19 protein-coding genes are annotated in these 22,348 nt (G+C 66.7%); 14 read left to right on the plus strand and 5 right to left on the minus strand.

The window, feature by feature from the left end; genetic code table 11:
- Positions 1-2: 2 nt before the first annotated feature.
- Positions 3-944 carry an alpha-E domain-containing protein gene (locus LGN10_RS06690; protein ID WP_059582387.1) on the minus strand — a complete coding sequence of 314 codons (942 nt, stop codon included), beginning with the start codon at positions 942-944 and terminating at the stop codon, positions 3-5.
- Between the two features lie 64 nt (positions 945-1,008).
- Positions 1,009-2,424 carry a circularly permuted type 2 ATP-grasp protein gene (locus LGN10_RS06695; RefSeq protein WP_059582390.1) on the minus strand — a complete coding sequence of 472 codons (1,416 nt, stop codon included), beginning with the start codon at positions 2,422-2,424 and terminating at the stop codon, positions 1,009-1,011.
- 577 nt (positions 2,425-3,001) lie between these two features.
- Between LGN10_RS06695 and LGN10_RS06700 the strand changes: the two genes are divergently transcribed.
- The 10 genes from LGN10_RS06700 (at position 3,002) to LGN10_RS06745 (ending at position 16,709) form a co-directional block, all read left to right on the plus strand.
- Positions 3,002-3,997 carry a LysR substrate-binding domain-containing protein gene (locus LGN10_RS06700; protein ID WP_059582392.1) on the plus strand — a complete coding sequence of 332 codons (996 nt, stop codon included), beginning with the start codon at positions 3,002-3,004 and terminating at the stop codon, positions 3,995-3,997.
- Between the two features lie 634 nt (positions 3,998-4,631).
- On the plus strand, positions 4,632-5,057 hold the full coding sequence (locus LGN10_RS06705) for a hypothetical protein (protein ID WP_060311732.1): 426 nt from the start codon (positions 4,632-4,634) through the stop codon (positions 5,055-5,057).
- A 63-nt stretch (positions 5,058-5,120) separates the two neighbouring features.
- Positions 5,121-5,879: a hypothetical protein gene (locus tag LGN10_RS06710; RefSeq protein ID WP_226222418.1), complete on the plus strand. Its 759-nt coding sequence runs from the start codon at positions 5,121-5,123 to the stop codon at positions 5,877-5,879.
- Positions 5,880-5,931: 52 nt separating this feature from the next.
- Positions 5,932-8,544 (plus strand): poly-beta-1,6 N-acetyl-D-glucosamine export porin PgaA, encoded by a 2,613-nt coding sequence (gene pgaA, locus LGN10_RS06715; RefSeq protein WP_226222420.1) that lies wholly within the window; start codon positions 5,932-5,934, stop codon positions 8,542-8,544.
- A 13-nt stretch (positions 8,545-8,557) separates the two neighbouring features.
- Positions 8,558-10,651, plus strand: coding sequence for a poly-beta-1,6-N-acetyl-D-glucosamine N-deacetylase PgaB (pgaB, locus tag LGN10_RS06720; protein ID WP_226222422.1), 2,094 nt, complete (start codon positions 8,558-8,560; stop codon positions 10,649-10,651).
- Entirely contained in the window at positions 10,648-11,919 is a 1,272-nt protein-coding gene (pgaC, locus tag LGN10_RS06725; protein ID WP_060311121.1) for a poly-beta-1,6-N-acetyl-D-glucosamine synthase, read from the plus strand. The genes pgaB and pgaC overlap by 4 nt, the downstream gene beginning before the upstream one ends.
- Positions 11,897-12,385 (plus strand): hypothetical protein, encoded by a 489-nt coding sequence (locus LGN10_RS06730; protein WP_059582405.1) that lies wholly within the window; start codon positions 11,897-11,899, stop codon positions 12,383-12,385. Before pgaC ends, LGN10_RS06730 begins: the two co-directional genes overlap by 23 nt.
- A 119-nt stretch (positions 12,386-12,504) precedes the next feature.
- Complete coding sequence (gene glmS, locus LGN10_RS06735) at positions 12,505-14,328, plus strand: glutamine--fructose-6-phosphate transaminase (isomerizing) (protein ID WP_226222424.1); 1,824 nt, start codon at positions 12,505-12,507, stop codon at positions 14,326-14,328.
- The gene (locus tag LGN10_RS06740) at positions 14,325-15,593 is read left to right on the plus strand and encodes a hypothetical protein (protein ID WP_226222426.1); all 1,269 of its coding nucleotides are present in this window, start codon (positions 14,325-14,327) and stop codon (positions 15,591-15,593) included. Before glmS ends, LGN10_RS06740 begins: the two co-directional genes overlap by 4 nt.
- Before the next feature lie 279 nt (positions 15,594-15,872).
- On the plus strand, positions 15,873-16,709 hold the full coding sequence (locus tag LGN10_RS06745; RefSeq protein ID WP_226222427.1) for a c-type cytochrome: 837 nt from the start codon (positions 15,873-15,875) through the stop codon (positions 16,707-16,709).
- Positions 16,710-16,745: 36 nt separating this feature from the next.
- Here the strand turns inward: LGN10_RS06745 and LGN10_RS06750 are convergent, their stop codons facing one another.
- Genes LGN10_RS06750 through LGN10_RS06760 form a run of 3 tightly spaced genes read right to left on the minus strand, consistent with a single transcriptional unit; the run spans position 16,746 to position 19,705 of the window.
- Complete coding sequence (locus tag LGN10_RS06750; RefSeq protein WP_124659324.1) at positions 16,746-17,996, minus strand: Zn-dependent hydrolase; 1,251 nt, start codon at positions 17,994-17,996, stop codon at positions 16,746-16,748.
- Complete coding sequence (locus tag LGN10_RS06755; RefSeq protein ID WP_226222429.1) at positions 17,989-18,513, minus strand: L-2-amino-thiazoline-4-carboxylic acid hydrolase; 525 nt, start codon at positions 18,511-18,513, stop codon at positions 17,989-17,991. The genes LGN10_RS06750 and LGN10_RS06755 overlap by 8 nt, the downstream gene beginning before the upstream one ends.
- A gap of 25 nt (positions 18,514-18,538) precedes the next feature.
- The gene (locus tag LGN10_RS06760) at positions 18,539-19,705 is read right to left on the minus strand and encodes a branched-chain amino acid ABC transporter substrate-binding protein (protein WP_124659323.1); all 1,167 of its coding nucleotides are present in this window, start codon (positions 19,703-19,705) and stop codon (positions 18,539-18,541) included.
- A 179-nt stretch (positions 19,706-19,884) separates the two neighbouring features.
- On the opposite strand from LGN10_RS06760, the gene LGN10_RS06765 reads away from it, so the two are divergent.
- The 4 genes from LGN10_RS06765 (at position 19,885) to ahpC (ending at position 22,243) form a co-directional block, all read left to right on the plus strand.
- On the plus strand, positions 19,885-20,781 hold the full coding sequence (locus LGN10_RS06765) for a LysR substrate-binding domain-containing protein (RefSeq protein ID WP_226222431.1): 897 nt from the start codon (positions 19,885-19,887) through the stop codon (positions 20,779-20,781).
- A gap of 90 nt (positions 20,782-20,871) precedes the next feature.
- A complete protein-coding gene (locus tag LGN10_RS06770) occupies positions 20,872-21,090 on the plus strand; it encodes a ribbon-helix-helix protein, CopG family (protein ID WP_124659322.1) in 219 nt (72 codons plus the stop codon).
- Positions 21,084-21,449 carry a type II toxin-antitoxin system VapC family toxin gene (locus LGN10_RS06775; RefSeq protein WP_059582424.1) on the plus strand — a complete coding sequence of 122 codons (366 nt, stop codon included), beginning with the start codon at positions 21,084-21,086 and terminating at the stop codon, positions 21,447-21,449. The genes LGN10_RS06770 and LGN10_RS06775 overlap by 7 nt, the downstream gene beginning before the upstream one ends.
- A 230-nt stretch (positions 21,450-21,679) precedes the next feature.
- Positions 21,680-22,243 carry an alkyl hydroperoxide reductase subunit C gene (ahpC, locus tag LGN10_RS06780; RefSeq protein WP_011547973.1) on the plus strand — a complete coding sequence of 188 codons (564 nt, stop codon included), beginning with the start codon at positions 21,680-21,682 and terminating at the stop codon, positions 22,241-22,243.
- The last annotated feature ends 105 nt before the right edge of the window (positions 22,244-22,348 follow it).

A 22,348-nucleotide genomic window follows, 5' to 3' on the forward strand; every position in this document is an offset into this window, starting at 1 on the left:
CCTCAGTCGAAGTTGTAAGCCTGGGCGATTTCGAGCCCGAGGCTGTTGTTGCGGCCGATGAAGTCGGTCAGGAATTCGTGCAGGCCGCTCTTGAAGATCCGCTCGACCGAGGTATCGGACAGCAGTTGCAGGATCTTCGTGGCCGTGTCGTGACACGGGTGTGTCACGCCGTAATCCTTCGCGAGCAGGTTCAGGCTCGACACGACGCGCCCGTAGCAATAGCGCAGCGAACGCGGCATGCGGCCGTTCAGGATCAGGTAGTCCGCGATGTTGAGCGGCTTGTACTGCACGTCGTACACCCAGCGGTACGAACGATGCGCGGCCACGCAGCGCAGGATCGTCTCCCACTGGTAGTTGTCGAGGATCGTGCCCACGTGCGACACCGACGGCAGCAGCAGGTGGTACTTCACGTCGATGATCCGCGCGGTGTTGTCGGCGCGCTCGATGAATGCGCCGATCTGCGCGAAATCGAAGATCTCGTTGCGCAGCATCGTGCTGTAGAAGCTGCCGAGGATCAGCGCGGTTTCGCGCTTCACTTCGTCGAGCACGGCCGGCAGCTCGCTTTCAGGCACCGGCTGCGCGAGCGCGCGGCGCAGCGCGAGCCACGCGCCGTTCACGCTTTCCCACGCCTCGCGCGTGAGCGCCGTGCGCACCATCCGCGCGTTCGAGCGCGCGGCCTCGATGCACGACAGCACGCTCGACGGGTTGTCGCGGTCGCGCAGCAGGTAGTCGGTCACGGTATCGGCCGCGTACGCGTCGTATTTCTGCCGATAGCCGTCGTCGGCGCCCGAGCTGACGAGCACCGACGACCATTCGGCCGGCGCGTCGGCCGTGCGCGTGAGCGCCATCCGCAGCCCGGCATCGACGATGCGCGCGATGTTCTCCGCGCGTTCGATATAGCGGTACATCCAGTAGAGCCCGCTTGCAGTACGTCCCAGAAGCATCTCGTGTCCACTCCGTCTTCGTTCGGTTCGCGCGCCGGCTCCGGCGCGCGCGGTCGCGTCCGGCTCAGTCGGCCAGCACCCAGGTGTCCTTGGTGCCGCCGCCCTGGCTCGAGTTGACGACGAGCGATCCCTCCTTCAGCGCGACGCGCGTGAGCCCGCCCGGCGTGATGCGGATCCGGTCCGACACCAGCACGAACGGCCGCAGGTCGACGTGGCGCGGCGCGAGGCCCGCGTCGGTCAGGATCGGCGTCGTGGACAACGCGAGCGTCGGTTGCGCGATGTAGTTCGCGGGACGGGCGCGCAGCTTCGCGGAAAACGCGTCGAGTTCGGCCTTCGACGCGCACGGCCCGACCAGCATCCCGTAGCCGCCCGAGCCGTGCACTTCCTTCACGACCAGTTCGTCCAGATGCTCGAGCACGTATTTCAGGCTGTCGGCCTCGCCGCAGCGCCAGGTCGGCACGTTCTCCAGCAGCGCCTTGCGACCCGTGTAGAACTCGACGATCTCCGGCATGTACGAGTAGATCGCCTTGTCGTCGGCGATGCCGGTGCCGGGCGCGTTCGCGATCGTGATGTTGCCCGCGCGGTACACGTCCATGATGCCGGCCACGCCGAGCACCGAATCGGGGCGGAACGTGAGCGGATCGAGGAACGCGTCGTCGACGCGGCGATACAGTACGTCGATCGGCTGGAAGCCTTCGGTCGTGCGCATCGCGACGCGGCCGTCGATCACCTGCAGGTCGCTGCCCTCGACGAGGTGCACGCCCATCTGGTCGGCGAGGAACGAATGTTCGTAGTACGCGGAATTGTGGATGCCCGGCGTGAGCACCGCGACGGTCGGGTTGTCGGTGTTGCCGCCCGGCGGGCACACGGCCGCGAGCGACTGGCGCAGCATCTGCGGATAGGTTTCGACCGGGCGCACCTTCACCTGCTGGAACAGCTCCGGAAAGAGCTGCATCATCGTTTCGCGGTTTTCCAGCATGTACGACACGCCGGACGGCGTGCGCGCGTTGTCCTCCAGCACGTAGAACTCGTTCTCGCCGGTGCGCACGATGTCGACGCCGATGATGTGCGTGTAAACGTTTCCGGGCGGCCGGAAGTCGATCATCTCCGGGATGAACGCGTCGTTGTGCGCGATCAGGTGCTTCGGCACGATGCCGGCGCGCACGATTTCCTGGCGGTGGTAGATGTCGTCGAGGAACGCGTTGAGCGCCATCACGCGCTGCTCGATGCCGAGCGACAGCCGGCTCCACTCCGCCCCCGAGATGATGCGTGGGACGATGTCGAACGGAATCAGCCGCTCGGCGGCCTCCGCGTCGCCGTAGACGGCGAACGTGATGCCCGTCTTGCGGAACACGCCTTCCGCATCGTGGGCCTTCTGGGCGAGGCTCGCGGGATTCTGCGTGTCGAGCCATTGCTTCAGGCGCGCGTAAGGCGCCCTTACCATGTCGCCGGATTGCAGCATTTCGTCGAATGGCTTCATCGATTTTTTCTCCATCGATCGTTTTCCCCGGCATTGCGCATGCCGGACCGGCGTAACCAATGCTTTGCAAGGAACGTGCCGTGTTCGCTCCCGTCGATATCCCCCTGTTTTTGCGCCGCGCCGGGCACGCCCGCGCCACGTTTCGCACCACAACGGTGCATCGCCGATGCGGCGCGCACTCGCGGTGCGCCGCCGACGCGCATGGCCGATGCTGCGCCGCATCCGACGAACATAGTTCTCCCGCGTGTCACGGATGTGCAATCTGCACTGCACCAAAAGCGACGAGGCGGGCACCGGCCCGAACGGGCGGGCCGGCACGCACACGGCGCAGCCGGCCCGGGGGAAGCGCCGTCCGGGCGGGCCGGACAGTCCGACGCGATGAACTGTCCGGTTAACTCGGTCCGGCCCCTCAACGCTATGTAGCCGTAATCCCGCCGACAACGCCCATGCATATTTCGACTGACACCGATCGAAAAAAAACATCGGCCCGACCGACGCGATGCGCGGTACGCTAGAACGTTTGCGCAGCAGACGGCGCCCCCTTTCAGGCGCCCGACTATAAAAAGCGAAGATCGAAATGGAAGCAAAGTGGCTGGAAGATTTCCTGAGCCTGGCGGATACCAAGAGCTTTTCCCGGGCCGCGCGTCATCGGCACCTGACGCAATCGGCGTTCAGTAGACGAATCGCCGCCCTCGAAACCTGGATGGACGCGAAGCTGGTGGACCGGAGCATCAATCCGATCGCACTGACGCCGGCCGGCCAGATGTTCCGCGGGCTCGCCGCGGACATCCTGCGCAGCATGTATGCGGCGCGCAATCTCGTGAACGGCTACGACCAGTTCGCGGCCAGCGACCAGGTCGTGCGCTTCGCCGTCGCGCATACGCTCGTGTTCACGCTGTTTCCGGAATGGCTCAAGCAGCTCAACAGCGAGGTCGGCCACGTGACCGCGCGCGTCAATGCGGTGAACGTGCCGGAAGGCGTGCAGCAGCTCGTCGAAGGCGAATGCGACCTGTTGCTCGGCTATCACCATCCGCAGTTGCCGATCGTGCTCGATCCGAACCACTTTCCGTTCGTCAGCCTCGGCGTCGAACGGATCCTGCCCGTGTCGTCGCCCGATGCACGCGGCAAGCCGGTGTTCCAGCTGCCCGGCACGCCCGATGCGCCGCTGCCGCTGCTCGCGTATTCGTCGGGCGCCTTTCTCGGCAACATCGTCGAGATGCTGCTGCTGAACGCGACCGAGCCGTATGTGCTGCACCGGTGTTTCGAGACGCACATGTCCGAGGCGCTGAAAGGCATGGTCGTGGCCGGGCACGGCATCGGCTGGCTGCCGGAAAGCTGCGTCGCGAAAGAGCTCGCGGACGGCACGCTCGTCTGCGCCGGCACCGGCGACTGGATCACCGAACTCGAAATCCGCCTGTATCGATCGGCGCGCAAGCGCGGGCTCGCGGCCGAGCAGCTGTGGGCCTACATCATGAACCGGCCGCGCACGGCCCTCGACGCGGCGATCGGCACCGAAGAGGCGGCCGCGCCGGCAATGCGCGGCGCGCGACGAAGCGCGGGCGGCAGTCGCTGAACGCTGTGTCCGCGCCGTGGATATCCATGGCGCGCATGCGTATTCTTTCGACGGCAATCGATAATCCGCCGGATTCCATAAAATCCCTCACCTGCCCCAATCCGCCGCCATTAAAACGCAAACGTTTGCGAATCCGTGTCGTACTTTTTACTGCTTCCCGTATTAAGTAAGAATATTCGGACTGATTTTCCAGACAGAAATACCTTGTTACACAAGTTTCTATTTACCTGTAACAGCCGGAATGATCAAAAACGTCGCACCCTCATTTCTCGACATGCGGTCTGTATCCGAACATTCATCGATTCTTCTCGAATACAGGCGCAACAGTTTCTTTTATCAGTCGTTATTTTTCGGCACGAACGTCGATACCTCCGACGTGATTCAAAGCGTGCTCGATCATCGCTACCGGTGAGCAATTTTCATGTCCGGGAATATCGACTTTATTCAGAATTAAGACATCCTTACCAATCCATCCTTATCCTATTTAGATAGGATCTTTCGCTCCCGTCCCATTCGGGTCACACGCGGTTGTTGGTTCAAAAGCCATCGTGTATCAATAGCGTGTCGCAAAAAGAACGTTGGCAAATTCGACTCCGAGTCGATGCGCGTCATCGATTCCGGACGGGAGATTGCAATGTCACCTTCGCTTCGACAGCAGGCTCGCCCTTTCCTGAGCGTCGTGCTCTCCACGCTCTGCATGAACGCCATGGCCCAGACATCGGCGGCCCCGCCGCCGGCGTCCGGTCCGGGGGCAAACCGGTACGTGATTTCGTATATCTGCGGCGATGCGCGGATCGACGGCACCGCGCCGCTTCCCCCTGACGGGCGCCCGTACAACCTGGGCGTGTCGTTCGTGTCGGGGAGCACCGGCCAGCCCCTCTCCAACGTGCAGGTGCGCCTGCGCCGGCATGGGCGCGTGCTCGTCGAATTCAATGCATCGGGATCGCGCTGCCTGTTCAGCGTGCCGGACGCGAGCTACCGGGTCGAAGGGACCTATCAGGGAGCAACCCAGTTCGCGATCGTCGAGACGGGTGCGCTCACGACGCAGTTGCGATGGTGAAACGTCGCACCGCCCCGCTCCGATCGCGTCATTCATGGAACGCATCGAATCCAGGAGACTTGAATGCCCCGTCCAGAACGACCGGACGACTCGCCCGACCGTCAGCCGAAACCCTCGTGGGGTCCGGGAAAGAATGCGGCGCTCAGCGTCGCTGCATTTGCCGCGATCTTCGGCGCGTTCGCGTACGTCGAGCGAGACACGAGGATCGGCCACGCGAGCGTGACGCACGATATCGCCGGCGTGATCGGCAACGTCGTCGGCAAGTACCGCCAGCTCATCGTCGCGGCGACGGGCGGCTCGTCCCACACAACGGCGCCCGCCGGCTCGACGTCGACGGTCGCGCAGGCCGGGCCGGCTCCGCCGTCCGCCTCGACGGCGCCCGCCGTGTCGGCTCCGGCCGAACCGGCCGTGCCGCCTCAAGCGACGGCCCGCTCCGACACGAGCCCACCGCGCGCCGCGCACGTGCCGCCGACGAAGCTCGCGGCGAACCCGCACGCGGCGTCGACCGGCAGTCGCTCGGCGCGCGCCGGCGATGCGCACCGGACGTCACGCTCGCAGGCGCTGGCACGCACGAGAAAACGCCCCGACCCCGCGACGGAACGGCAGCCGCAGTCGAGCCTCGCCGGCACGCCGCACATGGAGACCGCCCGCGTCACGCACGATGAGCTGGAAGGCGCCCGCGCTCTGGCCAAGGCGCGCCGGTGCGCAGAGATCGACGAATGGAGCTGCGTGGAGCAGAACGCGAGCCGAGCACTCGCCATCGACCCGACGAACAGCGAATCGCGCGCACTGCTGGGGCAGGCGATTCGCAACCGCCTGTGAACCGGCCCTCGGGCGTGCAATCGACGTGATCGTTTCAAAGTGAGGAGACACCGTGGCCAACAATCGTCACCAACAATGCACCACCGTCGCTCCGCCGACCCGGCGGATCCTCCTGCATGCGCCGCTGCTGTGCCTGCTCGTCGCGTCCGGCCCGTGTCTTTCCGCCGAAGGCGACGCGGAACCGCGCGGCGCGAGCGAAATCGCCGGATCCCGCGGTGCGCCGGATGCGCTGCCCCCCGACCTGCGGCCAACGGGCGCGTCGACGCAGGCCGCGCAGGGTTCGGGCACGCAGCCCCCGCTTGCGCCCACGCCGATCGCGCGGGCCTCGGACGCGTCGCTGCAGATCGCGCAGGCGCCGAACCCGGCGATGCCGACCACGGTCGTGGTGGACCCCGATGCTGCGCAGCCGAGCGCACCGGCGCCGGTCGCAGCATCGCCGAACGCATCGATGCTGCTTGCGCAGGCATTCGACACCCCGCCGCCGGATACGTCGGCGCCGCGCGCGCGAACGTCGGATGCACCGCCGCAGCCCGCCCACCCCCTGACCACCGCACCGCCGGTTGCGCCGACCATGCCGACGCTCACCGCGCAGGCATCCGGCACACCGATGCCGAACTCGCCCACGCCTGCGACCGAGACGCCCGGCGCGCAACTGCCGTCGTCCCAGCCGCCGAATTCACAGACGCCCGGCGCCCAGCTCCCCGGCGAGCCGACCCAGCGATCGCAGGGGCCCGACGTCGAAGCGCCGAATGCGCGGGCGCCGAATCTCCGCACCGCCGACGTCGAGACGGTACGCAACGACGTGTTCGGCCTCGCGGCGAGCGGCGGCGCGGTCAAAGCGCTCGACGAAGCGAAGGCCCGGCCCGATGCGTTCTCCGCCGTCGACATCGCGCAACTGGAGGAGCTGTCGATTCGCCAGCAGGTGCGCGGCGGACGCGACAAGTCGCGCTCGATGACGAGTTCGGACCGCTTCGACGGAATCGACGACGCGCTGCGCGCGGCGGACGACCTCGACAAGCGGATACCCGCGACACCCGAGTACACCCCGGTCCGCACCGCACTCGCGGGCGACCGGGTCGTCGCCCTTGCCGCACGCGGCGAGATGAAAACGGCCGTCGCGACGTTCGAGACGATTCCGTCCAGCGCGGAAATCTCGATCGACGCGTTGGCGGCCGTCGGCGACGCATACCTGTACCTGAGCGAGCCGGCCAAGGCGAACGCCGTGTACGCGCGCGCGCTGAAACAGGCCACCGCCTCGCCGACCGATCGCGCGACCCGCGGCTTCCAGTACGGCTCCCGCACGCGACCGATCGAGCTGCAGGAAGGGCTGTTCTGGTCGTACGTCGACCAGGCACGCGCGCCGGAAGCGAAGCAGGTGCTCGACGACATGGAGAAGTCGCTACCGCCGGCCAGGCAGGTGACCAACGTCGGCCCGGGAGAAAGCGACTATCTGCGCTACTACCGGCTGCGCGCGCAATATCTGATCTTCACGGGTCACGTGAACGAAGGGATCGCCGCGCTCGAACAGCTCGAGAAAGAGGTGCCGTTCAACGCTGAGGTGCGCGCCGCGCATGCCGACGCCGTGTCGGGCCAATCGCATCCGCGCCAGGCGATCTCGATGTATCGCGCGTCGCTGACCGATCACCCGGACAGCGTCGAGATGCTCGCGGGCCTCGGCCGCGCATCGCTCACGGCGGACGATTACGCGACCGCGAAAACCGTCGACCAGACCCTCGGCAACACGTTCCCGGACAGCGGTGCGGTGCGCAGCTTCAAGCGCGACTACAACGCATACCGCAGCCCGGTGTTCACGACCGACCTGAGCTTCGAGCACGGCAACAGCGCGCTGGCCAACAACAGCTTCACGTCGGACAGCTATGTGTATTCGCAACCGTTCGGCGACAACTGGCGCGTGTTTTCGCACACGTTCTATGGTTTCGCGCAGACCGACGACGGCAACCTCAGCCGCACGCGCACCGGCATCGGCGGCGACTACCGGCACGGGCCGCTCACCGTGCTCGGCGAAGTCACGCGCTCGATGGGCGGGGACGGCCGAACCGGCGGCCGCGGGACGATCGCGTACGCGTTGAACGACTACTGGACGGTCAGCGCCGGGCTCGACACCAACGACAACTCGCTGCCGTGGAAAGCGTATGCCGCGCACATCTGGGGCCGCTCCGCGAACGTCGAGGTCGTGTATCGCCAGAACGACCGGCGCGAAGTCAAGCTCAGCTACGGCGTGAGCCGCTACAGCGATTCGAACCTGCACCAGGAGATCGCGGCGACCGCCACGCAGCGCGTGTATACGTCCGCGAACCAGCTCGTCAACGTCTCGCTGAACCTGGGCACGGACAGCAACACGCGGCGGGACGCGCCCTACTTCAGCCCCGGTCGCGACTACGCGGCCGCGGCGACCGTCATGCATCAACTGACGCTGTGGAAGAAGGGCGACCTCGGGCTGCGACAGCGCGTGTCGGTGTCGGGCGGCGCGTACAACGAGCGCGGCTTCGGCACCAGCCCGTTGTGGAGTGCGCGCATCGAGCACGCGTGGACGTTCAAGCGCGACATCACGCTGAGCTACGGCGTCGAGGTCAGCAGCCACGCGTACGACGGCCAGCGCGAGCGCTCCGAAACCGGCTTCCTGTCGCTCAACCTGCCGTTTTAGAAAGGAGCCCTGAATGCAATCCAGACGGACCTTCATGTGCGGATGCCTCGGCACGTTTGCCGCCTGTTCGCTGTTCCCGGGCGTGAGCGGCGCCAAGATGATCGACCTGCTGCCGCCGTCCGACCCGGCCGACGGCAAGACGTTTCGCGTGATCTGCCTGCACGACGTGCGCGACAACCTGATGGCGTCGTTTTCGTCGCCGACCGCGATCATCGATCCGTTCTCGGTCGATACCGGTACGCTGACCGCGATCTTCTCGTGGCTGCAGACCAACAACTACCACACCATCACGGTCAAGCAGATCGAGGCGTCGCGGCGCGGCGGCAAGCCGCTGCCGCCGCGCTCGGTGCTGCTCACGTTCGACGATGGCTTTCGCAGCCACTACACGAAGGTGCTGCCGCTGCTGGAGCGCTTCAAGTATCCGGCCGTGATGGGCCTCGTCACCGCGTGGATCGACACGCCGCCGGATACGCCGATCCGCATCAGCGACAAGGTTCAGGTGCCGCGCGACTACTTCCTGTCGTGGGACGAGGTGAAGAAGCTCGGGCAGTCGGAATTCGTCGAGCTCGGCTGCCACACCCACAATCTGCATCATGGCGCGATCGCGAATCCGCAAGGCAACGAATTGCCGGCGACCACGTCGCACCTGTACCTGCAAGACCAGAAGCGCTATGAAACCGACGCCGAATTCCACGCCCGCGTGCACGACGACCTGCAGACTTGCGTGCGGCAGATCCGCGAACGCACCGGCATCGTCGCGCGCTCGATGGTGTGGCCGTACGGTGCGGAAAACCAGCCCGTGCGCCAGATCTCGACATCGCTCGGCATGGACATCCAGTTCAGCCTCGATGCCGGCCCGAATACGCCGGACGTGCCGCTCGACCGGCTCAGACGAATTCTGATGATGTACGACGTCGATATCGGCGGGTTCGAGCGCTCGATGCGCGAGCCGGCGTCGAACCGCGGCGACGTCGACATGCCCGAGCGTACCGTGCAGGTCGATCTCGACCAGGTCTACGACCCCGATCCCGCGCGGCAGGAAGCGAATCTCGGCAAGCTGATCGAGCGCATCTACCGGATGCAGCCGAAATCGGTGTACCTGCAGGCGTATGCGGACCCGAAGGGCACGGGCGTGGCCGAAGCGGTGTATTTCCCGAACCGGCATCTGCCGATGCGTTCCGACCTGTTCTCGCGTGCCGCGTGGCAGCTCAACACGCGGTCCAACGTGCAGGTATACGCGTGGATGCCGGTGCTCGCGTTCCGGCCGCCGGCCGACAAGCTCCGCGCGCTCGAAGCCGTCAGCGCCTACGGCGGCGCGCCGGCCCGCGAGAACGGCGCGCGCGTGTTCCGGCTGAGCCCGTTCGATCCCGATGCGCGGCTGATGATCCAGCAGGTCTACGAGGATCTCAGCAAGCACGCGTCGTTCAGCGGCATCCTGTTCGGCGACGACGCCGTGCTCGACGACTACGAGGATGCGGGCCGGCATGCGCTGCGCACCTATTCGCAATGGGGGCTGCCGGCCGACGTCGGCAAGATCCGCGAGAACCCCGACCTGATGAAGCGCTGGACGCGCCAGAAGACGCGCTACCTGATCGACATGACCCGGCAGCTCGAACAGATCGTGCTGGCCCACCAGAACGCCGGCGACGTGCTGACCGCGCGCAACATCTTCGCGATGCCGGTGCTCAAGCCCGAATCGGAAGCGTGGTATGCGCAGAACTACGACGATTTCCTCGCCGCCTACGACTACGTCGCGCTGATGGCGATGCCGTACATGGAACAGGCGAAGGACCCGGAAGGCTGGCTCGACCAGCTCGTGAAGGCGGTGCGCGCGAAGCAGCGCGGGCTGCAGCGCACCGTGTTCGAACTGCAGTCGTACGACTGGCACGGGCAGAAGGCGGTGCCGGCCAGCACGCTGCTCGCGCAGATGCGGCGGCTGCGCAGCGAGGGCGCCGTGAATTTCGGCTACTACCCCGACAACTTCCTGACCGGCCAGCCGGAGCTCGACGCGATGCGCGACGTGATGTCGCTGAAGTCGCGCCTCGACCCAACCTCCATCAACGCGCTGATGCAGATGCAGCAATCGCGGGGAACCAAGACGCCATGACCTCCCATAGCCTGATCCAGCGCCTGCAGGATTTCGTCTTCTACTATCCGTTCTTCATGTCGTATCTGTGGATGATCGGCGGCGTCGTGCACTACTTCCTGCTCGAGGAAGGCCGCGAGCTGTCGACACGCACGATCGCGTCGAGCGGCATCCCGAAGGTGTCGATCGTCGTGCCCTGCTTCAACGAAGCCGCGAACGCGCGCAGCGTGATCGCCCATCTGAACGGGATGCAGTATCCGAACTACGACATCATCGCGGTCAACGACGGCAGCAAGGATCGCACGGGCGAGATCCTCAACGAGCTGGCCGTCGAGATCCCGCGGCTGCTCGTGATCCATCACGCGCGCAACGAAGGCAAGGCGGTCGGGCTCACGACCGCGGCCGCGGTATCCAACGCGGAATACCTGCTCTGTATCGACGGCGACGCGCTGCTCGCGCACGACGCGATCGGCTGGATGCTCGAACATTTCCTGACCGACCCGGGCGTGGGCGCGGTGACCGGCAACCCGCGCATCCGCACGCGCACGTCGCTGCTCGGCCGCATGCAGGTCGGCGAATTCTCGTCGATCGTCGGGCTCATCAAGCGCACGCAGCAGGTGTACGGCCGCATCTTCACGGTATCGGGCGTGATCACGATGTTCCGCAAGACCGCGCTCGCCGACGTCGGCTACTGGAGCTCGGACATGCTGACCGAGGACATCGACATCAGCTGGAAGCTGCAGTGCCGCGACTGGCGCGTCGTGTACGAGCCGCACGCGCTCAGCTGGATCCTGATGCCCGAGACGCTCAAGGGGCTCTACCGGCAGCGGCTGCGCTGGTCCAAGGGCGGCATCCAGGTGTTGCTCAAGTACGCGGGCACGCTGATGCGGCCCACGCAGATGATGATGTGGCCGCTGTTCGTCGAGTACCTGATCGGCATCGCGTGGGCGTACTCGATGTCGTTCATCCTGCTGCTCGCGCTGATCGACGTCGTCTACCCGCTTCCGCCGAACTGGCATGTGTCCGTGGTGCCGCACTGGCACGGGATGCTGCTGGTCGCGACCTGCATCCTGCAGCTGATCATCGGCAGCATGATCGATCGTCGTTACGACGAAAAACTCCTGATGTACTTCCTTGACACCATCTGGTACCCCGTCGCGTTCTGGCTGATCAGCATGATCACCACCGTCGTCGCCCTGCCCGCCGTCGTACTGCGGGGCCGCGGCAAGCGCGCCGTCTGGGTCAGTCCCGACCGAGGCATTCAACATGAAGAACGCGCCGATTATTGACCTTTCCCTGCGCGCCCCGCGCGACATGATCGCCGAACGCGGCGGCATCGTCGGGCCCGTGCTCGTCGCATGGTTCCGCCTCGTGCGGCCCGCGCTGGTCGGCGGTGTATGGGCATCGATCTGCATCTATACGTACCGCTACCTGCTGCCGTTCAACGAGGCCGAGATGCCGATCGAGCAGATCGTGTTCTACGTGACGAGCATCGCGCTGATCGCCGGCACGATCGTCATGTGGCTGATCGCGGGACGCGTCGTGCATCCATTCGCCTATCGCCTGCGCGTGTCGAAGATGGTGCGACGCTCGGCCAGCGTGAAGGTGCGCTCCGTGCCGCCGACCGCGTTCGCGAGCGAGCGCCGGCGCGGCGCGCGCCGCACGACGCGCATTCTCGTCGCGTCGCACGATGCGAACGGGTCGATTTCGGGCATCGAATGGGTTGCCCATGCCGGGCCGCAGCCCCGCGAATAGATCGCCGGAGACGTGCCGCGCCGCGCGCGACGCCTGCCGTGCGACGCGGCACCACTCCTGACATCGTGCTGCCGCGTGTCGCGCGCCAGCCAGAAAACTTCCTGGAGAAGAGGTGAATCATGTGCGGAATCGTCGGAGCAAGCGGCCTGAACAATCAGGTGCCGCAACTGGTCAATGCACTGAGCCGGCTCGAATATCGCGGCTACGATTCGTGCGGCATCGCCGTTCAGGGCGACGGCCGCCTGCGCAGCGAACGCACGCTGCGACGCGTGACGGACCTGCAGGACCGCGTGCTGACGCTCGGCCTCGAAGCGCAAACCTGCATCGCGCATACGCGCTGGGCGACACATGGCGCGCCGTCTGAAATGAACGCGCATCCGATCATGTCGGGCGACACGATCGCCGTCGTGCACAACGGGATCATCGAGAACCACGACACGCTGCGCGCCGAACTGAAGCAACGCGGCTACACGTTTCGCGGGCAGACCGACACCGAGGTCATCGCGCACCTGATCCACAGCCTCTATCGCGACGACCTGTTCGACGCGGTGGTGCGCGCGGTCAAACGGCTGCACGGCGCGTACGCGATCGCGGTGCTCGGCGCGCGGGAGCCGCAGCGCCTCGTCGCCGCGCGCGCCGGCTCGCCGCTCGTGATCGGCATCGGCGCCGAGCAGAACTACCTCGCGTCCGACTGCGCGGCGCTCGGCGACCTGACCGACCGCTTCGTGTACCTGGAGGACGGCGACGTCGCGCTGATCACGCCGGATCGCATCGCCGTGGTCGATGCGGGCGGGCAGGAAGCACGGCGCCCGTTGTGCGAAGTGAAGGCGCGCGCGGACGATGCCGCGCTCGGCCCGTACCAGCACTTCATGCAGAAGGAAATCTTCGAGCAACCGAAGGCGATCGACAGCACGCTCGACGGCATCGACACGATCTCGCCGGCGCTGTTCGACGCGACGGAAGGCACGCGCGGGCTGCTGTCGCGAGTCAGAAGCGTGCTGCTGCTCGGCTGCGGCACCAGCTACTACGCGGGCCTCACGGCGAAGTACTGGCTCGAAAGCATCGCGGGCGTGCCGGCCCAGGTCGAGATCGCCAGCGAATACCGCTACCGCGACACGGTGGCCGATCCGCGCACGCTCGTCGTCGGCATCTCGCAGTCGGGCGAAACGGCCGACACCATCGGCGCTATCGAGCAGGCGCGCACGATGGGCCAGGATTTGTCGATGGCGATCTGCAACGTCGCGACCAGCACGATCGCGCGCAACGCGCCACTGCGGTTCCTGACGCGGGCCGGCGCCGAACTCGGCGTCGCGTCGACCAAGGCGTTCACCACGCAGCTCGTCGCGCTGTTCTTGCTGACGCTGACGCTCGCGCAACTACGCGGCCGGCTCGATGCCGCGCAAGTCGCGACGCACCTGAAGCAGTTGCGCGCGCTGCCCGGGCGCATCGGCCACGCGCTCGCGCTGGAAACGCAGATCATGGGCTGGGCCACGAAGTTCGCGCGCACCGAGAACGCGCTGTTCCTCGGCCGCGGCATCCATTTCCCGATCGCACTGGAAGGCGCCCTGAAGCTGAAGGAAGTGTCGTACATCCACGCGGAAGGCCATGCGGCCGGCGAGCTGAAGCACGGGCCGCTCGCGCTCGTCACGAGCGCGATGCCGGTCGTCACGATCGCGCCGGACGACCGCCTGTTCCAGAAGCTGAAGTCCAACATGGCCGAGGTGCGTGCACGCGGCGGCCGGCTTTACGTGCTGGCCGGCAGTCAGCTCGAGATCGACGCCGACCGCGACACGCACCTGATCCGCGTGCGCGAATCGGGCGACCTGCTGTCGCCGATCGTCAACGTGATTCCGTTGCAACTGCTCGCGTATCACGTCGGCTGCGCGCGCGGCGCCGACGTCGACAAGCCGCGCAACCTCGCGAAATCGGTAACCGTCGAATGATGCGGCGAACGCGCCCGGTACAGGCCGTCGTGCGGCTGGCCGCAATTGCCCTTTGCGGCGCGGGCGGCATCGGCACGGCGTCGCCGCCGGCCTTCGCCGGCGCGCCGGTCGTGCATACGGTCACGGTGTCGACCGCCCCGTCGCCGCAGGACAGCGGCGACCCGCGGCGCTTCATGCACGGAATCGGCGTGGCCGACGCCGGCGACGGCAAACGCTGGGTGTTCTTCAGCAGCTCGGGCATCGTGCCGCGCGGCGCGCTGCGCGGCGGCAACTGGCCGCATGACGTGTACGTCGGCGAATGGCTGCCCGGCGGGACGCGCGTGCTGCACGTGCGCACGTTCATCAGCCGCCCCGAGGCGCAGGAACCCGTGTCGATCGCGCAGAACGCGCGCGGCGACATCTTCGTCACGTTCGAGGACGGCTGGAACGCGCCGCAGGAAGTCAGCCAGCGCTACGGCGTCTACCGCCGCGACCTGAAACCGGTCAAGCCCTACCCGAACGACGTCGAATCGGGCGGCCATTCGGGGCATGTCGCGACGGCCGGCGACCGCTTCGTCGTGTTCTATTCGGCCGACTGGGTCAACGGCGGCGGGGTCGACAACCTCGGCAGCGGCAACGGTGTCTACCTGAAAACCTACGATGCGGCCGGGCGCGTACTGAACCATGTCGCGGTCGCGCCGCGCCGCCGCGAGTGGTGGCCCGTGATCGCGGGCTCGCCGCGCAACGCGCTGCTCGTGTGGCAGAAGTTCATCGAAGGCAGCACGGACGCGACGCTCGAATACGCGATGTTCGACCCCGTCACCGCGAAGCTGGAAAAACTCGGATCGCTGAACGACGCGATCCAGTACTACGTGTATTCGGCCGCCTATGTGCCAGAGATCGACCGTTTCATCGTCGTCACGACGACGGCGGACGATCGCGGCGTCGCGATGCTGATCGCGCCGGACGGCCGCCGCACGGCGACGCTCGATTGCCTGCCGGCGTCGGTGCGCGAATCAGACCTCGGTGTCGCCGGCACGCACGCGTATGTGCCGACCCGCGACGGGCGGCTGCTGACGCTCGCGCTTGGGCCGGCGAACATTGCAGTGAGCGGCGTGCAACGCTCGCCGATTCCTTGGGGTTCGACCGGCATCGCCGGTTTCCCGGCGCGCGGCACGGCGATGCATTTCGTGTCGCTGACGCCGTCGGGGATGCGTGAAGCCGATTTCGAACCAGCGCAACGCACACCCATGCCGAAGAGCGAAGCGGCTTGTTCGAGTCATTGACGACGATGGCCGGTAACGCAATGTCGTGAACGCGGGCAGACCGCGTGTCGCCACCGTGAGCGTTCTCCCTCCGTGGTCCGAACCGCGATGACGACACCTCGCCCACGCGGCGCCCCGTTGGTCGGACCCACTGTCACGGGCCGGTCCGGTCATGACCGCCGCGCCCTTGCGCGCCGAATTCGCCAGCGCCGCCCGTACCGGATAGACTGTCGCCCGATTCCTTCCATCGGCCGCGGCGGCCCGCCTGCCGCCGCCGGAACGCCCCTTCCCGGAGAACGAATGCTGAAGCGCCAGTGGTTTTCGCTTGTGCTGCTGACGGTCTGCCTGCTCGGGCAACGCGCGTCGGCTCAGTCCACGCTCGAACTCGACACCGACGGCACGGCCCGCGCCCTCACCCGCCAGACGCTGCTCGCGCGTCCGGACGCGACCGACATCCACGTGCCGCGCGACATCGCATACGGTCGGCCGATGACGTTCCGCGCGGTGCCGTTCGCCGCGCTGCTCGGCGACACGCCGCTGCCGGCCGACGGCGTGCTCGAAACGCGCGCGGCCGACGGTTTCGCCGCGCAATTGCCGCTCGATCTCGTGCGCCGCCGCGCGCCGGCCGGCGCGGTCCCGTGGCTCGCGATCGAGGATCCGGCCCATCCGTGGCCGAAGCTGCCCGGCAAGCAGGTCGGCGCGGGGCCGTTCTATCTCGTGTGGCTCGGGCCGGACGCGTCGTCGGTGCGCGGCGAACAGTGGCCGTACCAGATCGTGCGCATCACGATCGAATCGTCGCCGCTCGCGCGCTGGCCGTCGCTCGCGGTCGATGCCGCGTTGCCCGCGAACGATCCGGCCCGCGCGGGCCAGCGGCTGTTCGTCACGCAATGTCTCGCGTGTCATCGCATCGACGGCGCGGGCAGCAGCCACGCCGGCCCCGACCTGAACTCGCCGATGAACCCGGTCGACTATTTCCAGCCCGCCGCGCTGCGCCGCTACATCCGCAACCCGGCGTCGGTACGCGACTGGCCGGGCCGCAGCATGCCGGCGTTTCCGCCCGAACAGTTGAGCGACCGCGAACTCGACCAGATCGTCGCGTATCTCGCGTATATGGCGCGGCGCAAGGCGGGGAAGTAACGCGAGCGCTCCGCCGCCCGGCCGCACGCGTCGCGCTTACGCTTCCTGCGCACTCTGCAACACCGCGCGCAACAGCACGTCGGCGCCCGCCGTCGCCCATTCCGGCGTAATCGCTTCCGCCTCGTTGTGGCTCAGCCCGTCCACACACGGCACGAAGATCATCCCGGTCGGCGCGACACGCGCGACATAGCACGCGTCGTGTCCCGCACCGGACACGATGTCCATGTGCGACAACCCGAGCGCGCGGGCCGCGTCGCGCACCGTGTCGATACAGCGTGGCGCGAACGGCACCGGCGCATACGTGAAAATCTGCTCGATTCGCGCGCCGAGGCCGGTTTCGTCGGCCACGCGCGCGAGCTCCGCGCGCAGCGCCGCGTCCAGTTCGTCGAGGACCGCATCATCGGGATGCCGGAATTCCACCGTGAAAAAACAGCCGCCCGGCACCGTATTGCGCGAATTCGGCCGCGCCTCGATCATCCCGACCGTTGCGCGCGCATCCGGTGCGTAACGGCGGCCGAGTTCGTCGACGAACGAGATCATCCGCGCGGCGCCCACCAGCGCGTCGCGACGAAACTCCATTGGCGTCGTACCGGCGTGCGCATCGACCCCGGTCAGCGTCACCTCGTACCAGCGCTGCCCCTGCCCCGCCGTCACGACGCCGATCGTCTTGCCGGCCCGTTCGAGAATCGCGCCCTGCTCGATATGCAGTTCGTACGCGGCGTGCACCGGATAGCCGCCGACCGGCTCCGTGCCCGCGTAGCCGATCCGTTCGAGTTCCTCGCCGATCGTCCGGCCCGCGCCGTCGGTGCGCGACAGCCCGTATTCGAGCGTATAGACGCCCGAGAACACGCCGGCCGCCACCATCGCCGGCGCGAAGCGCGAGCCTTCCTCGTTGGTCCAGATCACGACGTCGACCGGGCGTTCGGTCTCGATGCCCGCGTCGTTCAGCGCGCGCACGACCTCGAGCCCGCCGAGCACGCCGTAGATGCCGTCGTAGCGGCCGCCGGTCGGCTGCGAATCGGCGTGCGAGCCCGTCATCACGGGTGCGGCGCCCGGATTGCGGCCCGCGCGGCGCGCGAACACGTTGCCCATCCGATCGACGCGCACCGTGCAGCCGGCGTCGCGCGCCCACTGCACGAACAGGTCGCGCGACTCGCGGTCGAGATCGGTCAGCGCGAGACGGCAGACGCCGCCCTTCGGCGTCGCGCCGATCTGCGCCATCCGTTCGAGCGACGCCCACAGACGGTCGCCGTCGACGCGCGGCATGGTCACGGTAGCGTCATGCATCGCCGTGCTCCGGCGCGCGTTGCAGCGCATAGCGGAAATCGCAGCGCTTGCCGCCCTGCATGATCGTGCTGGTGCGCGTGAGCGCGATGTCCGGCGCATAGCCCTGGATGAAATAGCTGTCGCGCGCGCAGCTCAGCAGGTGCCCGATCTCGCCAAGCCCCATCGCGTGATACATCTCGGCGTAGCTGCAGCGATGCACGTCGTAGTCGTAGTGCGCGTCGTCCGCGCGCCGCACCTCGACGTCGAGCGCATCGTCCTTCTCCCACAGCACCTGCAGCGCGATGAACGACTTCACGCTCGGGCCGTCCGGCTCCTGCGCGGCGAACGTACGGCCCGCATCGACGGCCGCGCCGCGCACGGCTTCGGCGATCACGGCCTGCGCGCGCTCGGCGCCGAACTCGCGCTTCATGATCTCGTAGATCGGCTTGATGATTTCCGCTTCGATGCGGCGCCGCGCGAAAATCCCGAGGCGTGTGTCTTCGGGTGCGGCAGCGGATGTCGGGTTCGCTTCGGTCATGGGGATCGCCCTGATCGTTTTATCGTTACTTGACGGCGGTACGCGAGCCGCCGAGCACGTCGACGACGGCCCACTTGCCGCCGCGCACCTGGTAGATCGTGAAGGCCGGGTCCTTCAGGTTGCCTTCGGCGTCGAATGCGATGCGCCCCGTCACGCCGGGCCGGTCGATCGCGCGAACGGCCGCGACGAGCTTCGCCGGCTGGGTCGTGCCGGCCTTCTGCGCGGCCGCGATCAGCGTGGCGGCCGCGTCGTACGCGAACGGCGCATGCAGTTCGATCGGCGCGTGATAGCGCGCCTGGTATTGCGCATCGAACGTCTTGCCGCCCGGCATCCGGTCGAGCGGCAGGCCCGGTTCGAGCGCCGTCACGCCGTCGCCGTCCTTGCCGGCGAGCGACAGGAAGGTCTGGCTCACGAAGCCGCCCGCGCCGAGCAGCGGCGCGTTCACGCCGAGCTGGCGCATCCGGCGCGCGATCGGCGCGGCCTGCGCGTCGAGGCCGCCGAAGAACACGAGATCCGCGCGCTTGCCCTTGATCGCGGTCAGCACGCCGCTGAAATCGGTGGTCTTGTCGTTCACGTACTGGCGATCGACGATCGTGCCGCCGTTCGCCTGCACGCCCTGGATGAACTGGTCGGCCAGCCCCGCGCCGAATGACGTGCGATCGTCGATCACCGCGATGCGCTTCGCCTTCAGCGTCTTCACCGCGTATGCACCGGTGAAGTGGCCACCCGCATCGTCGTGACCCATGATGCGCAACGCCGTCGCGTAGCCCTGCTGCGTGTATTGATGGCCGGTGGACGCCGGGGCGATCTGCGGGATGCCCGCATCGCGGTACACGCGCGACGCCGGCACGCTGCAGCCCGTGTTCCAGTGACCGACGACGCCGATCACGTGCTGGTCGACGAGTTGCTGCGCGACCGCGACGGCCGTGCGCGGATCGGACTGGTCGTCGGCCGCGACGAGCTTGTAGACGACCGGCTTGCCGCCGATGGTTGGATGCTTGGCGTTCGCGTCGTCGATCGCGAGTTGCGCGCCGTTCTGCAGATCCTTGCCGATTCGCGCGGACGGGCCGGTGAGCGGCGCGGCGAGGCCGATCAGGACCGTCTGCGGAGCGGACTGCGCGAACGCGGGAACGGCGGCGACGAGGGCGGCCGCGGAGAAGGCGAGACTGGCGGAGAGGAAAGCGATTTTCATGTGCGAGGGATCGGTGAATCGAATCATAAACATGAAAAATATTAAATATTCAACCACCAAACCCCAAATACCCAATTGTTGGATGCTTATACCGTTCTCGACACATTACCGTATGCCACTGTAAATACAGGATATTTTTGTGTTGTCGCTTACCCTGATTTTTCGATAAAATTCGATACATGAAAAATATCGAACAATTGCCGCACGATCCGCCGCTGCGCGCGGTGCGTGCGTTCGAAGCGTTCGCGCGTCTGGGCTCCGTCACCGCGGCGGCGGGCGAACTCGACATCACGCCGTCGGCGGTCAGCCATCAGCTGCAACTGCTCGAAGCGTTCATCCAGACGCCGCTGACGGTGCGCGAAGGCCGGCTGCTCGCGCTCACCGACGAGGGGCGCGACTACTACCGGTCGATCAGCGCGGCGTTCTCGGTGCTGCGCAGCGCGACGCGCTTCGTGCGCGACCGTTCGTCGCTGCGCCAGATCACCGTCAGCCTGATTCCGCTGCTCGGCATCGGCTGGTTCGTTCCCCGGCTGCATGCGTTCCTGGCCGACAACACCGATGTCGACGTCACGGTGCTGTACGCGCATCACCGCAACTACCGAAGCGATGCATCGGACCTGTCGATCCGCTTCGGCACCGGCGACTGGCCCGGCTACCGCTGCGAGCGGCTGCTGCCGGGCGCGATGGTGCCGATGTGCAGCCCGTCGTTCCTGAAGCGTCACGGGCCGTTCCGCACGCCGGCCGATCTCGCGCGCGCGCCGCTCGTGCACGACGAGGATCGCAGCACGTGGGTCAACTGGCTGCAGGGCGCCGGCGTGCGGCACGTGTCGCATGCGGTGGGGCCGATGTTCGAGGACGGCCAGCTCACGCTGAGCGCGGCGCGCGCGGATCTCGGCGCCGCGTTGCTGCGCGCGCCGCTGGTCCAGCGCGAACTGGCGAACGGCGAACTCGTGCAACTGTTCGATCACGCGCTCGACGACGGGCGCGACTACTACCTGTGCACGCGCGAGGACGCGGACATGCCGGACGGGGCGCGGCGGCTGGCCGAGTGGCTGCGGAAGATGGCGGGGATTTGAGCGAGGGCTCCTTGCAGCGTCGTCCTGCCGGGGCCTTGCATACTTTTAAGTCTGCATATATGATATGCATATCATATATCGGAGGTTACCATGGGTCGGATTCTGGTCGATCTGTCGGATGGCCAACTAGACGCGTTGGCCGTCATCGTCGAGACTCAACACCGTCCCCGCGCCGCCATCATTCGTGACGCGATCGACGCCTACATTGCCCTGAACAAGCACCGGCTTGCCGACGACGTCTTCGGTCTCTGGAAAGATCGCACGATCGATGGGCTCGCCTATCAAGAGGAATTGCGCTCGGAATGGTAAAAGCCCTTTTCGACACCAACATCCTGATCGATTATCTGGGCGGCGTGGAATCCGCCCGTGCGGAGTTAGGCCGCTACGACTATCGCGCAATCAGCATGATCACGTGGATGGAAGTCCTCGTCGGGGCGTCCGCAAGGGACGAGGCACCCATCCGTGCATGGCTCTCGTCGTTCGACGTCATCGCACTCGACAGCACGGTTGCAAATCGCGCGGTGACGATTCGCAAGGACCGCCGGATACGCCTGCCCGACGCGATCGTGTGGGCATCGGCGCAAGTGAACGGTCTGCTGCTCGTATCGCGCAACACGAAGGACTTTCCCGCCTCCGAACCCGGCGTTCGCGTGCCGTATCAGATCTAAGCCGGCGTACGCCCAGCGCATACGCCTTCGCAGCACCTCCCCCGACCCCGCCTCATGCCGAGCGGGCGCCCGCATCAACGCCCTCCGCTCCCCCGTCCCCACCCAATCAAGGGCCGGAAGCAGATAGAAAATCCCGATGCCCCGGATTGAAACAAGCAATTTCACAAACACAGGGTGAACCCGGATACTGGCAACACTCCACTCACCACTGACCAAAAGGAATTACCCAGATGCCGATCATCAACACCCAAATCAAGCCGTTCAAGGCAACCGCTTACCACAACGGCGAATTCGTGCCCGTCTCGGAAGAGAACTTCAAGGGCAAGTGGTCCGTCGTCGTGTTCTACCCGGCCGACTTCACGTTCGTCTGCCCGACCGAGCTGGGCGACCTCGCCGACCGTTACGCGGAATTCCAGAAGCTGGGTGTCGAAATCTACGGCGTGTCGACCGACACGCACTTCACGCACAAGGCATGGCACGACACGTCGGACACGATCGCCAAGATCAAGTACCCGCTGGTCGGCGACCCGACGCTCACGCTGTCGCGCAACTTCGACGTGCTGATCGAGGAAGAAGGGATGGCGCTGCGCGGCACGTTCGTGATCAACCCGGAAGGCGAGATCAAGCTGTGCGAAATCCACGACAACGGCATCGGCCGCGACGCTGGCGAACTGCTGCGCAAGGTGCAAGCCGCGCAATACATCGCGGCGCACCCGGGTGAAGTGTGCCCGGCCAAGTGGACGCCGGGTGCGGAAACGCTGACCCCGTCGCTCGACCTGATCGGCAAGATCTGACGACCGCTCCGCGCGCCTCGCCCGAGGCGCGCGACGGCGGGCACTGCATCGCGCGGCCCGCCCTCTCCTCTGGCACGACGTGCCCGACCAGCATAATCAATACGG

It is taken from the genome of Burkholderia sp. AU32262 (assembly GCF_020419985.1).
Taxonomy (GTDB): Bacteria; Pseudomonadota; Gammaproteobacteria; order Burkholderiales; family Burkholderiaceae; genus Burkholderia; species Burkholderia semiarida.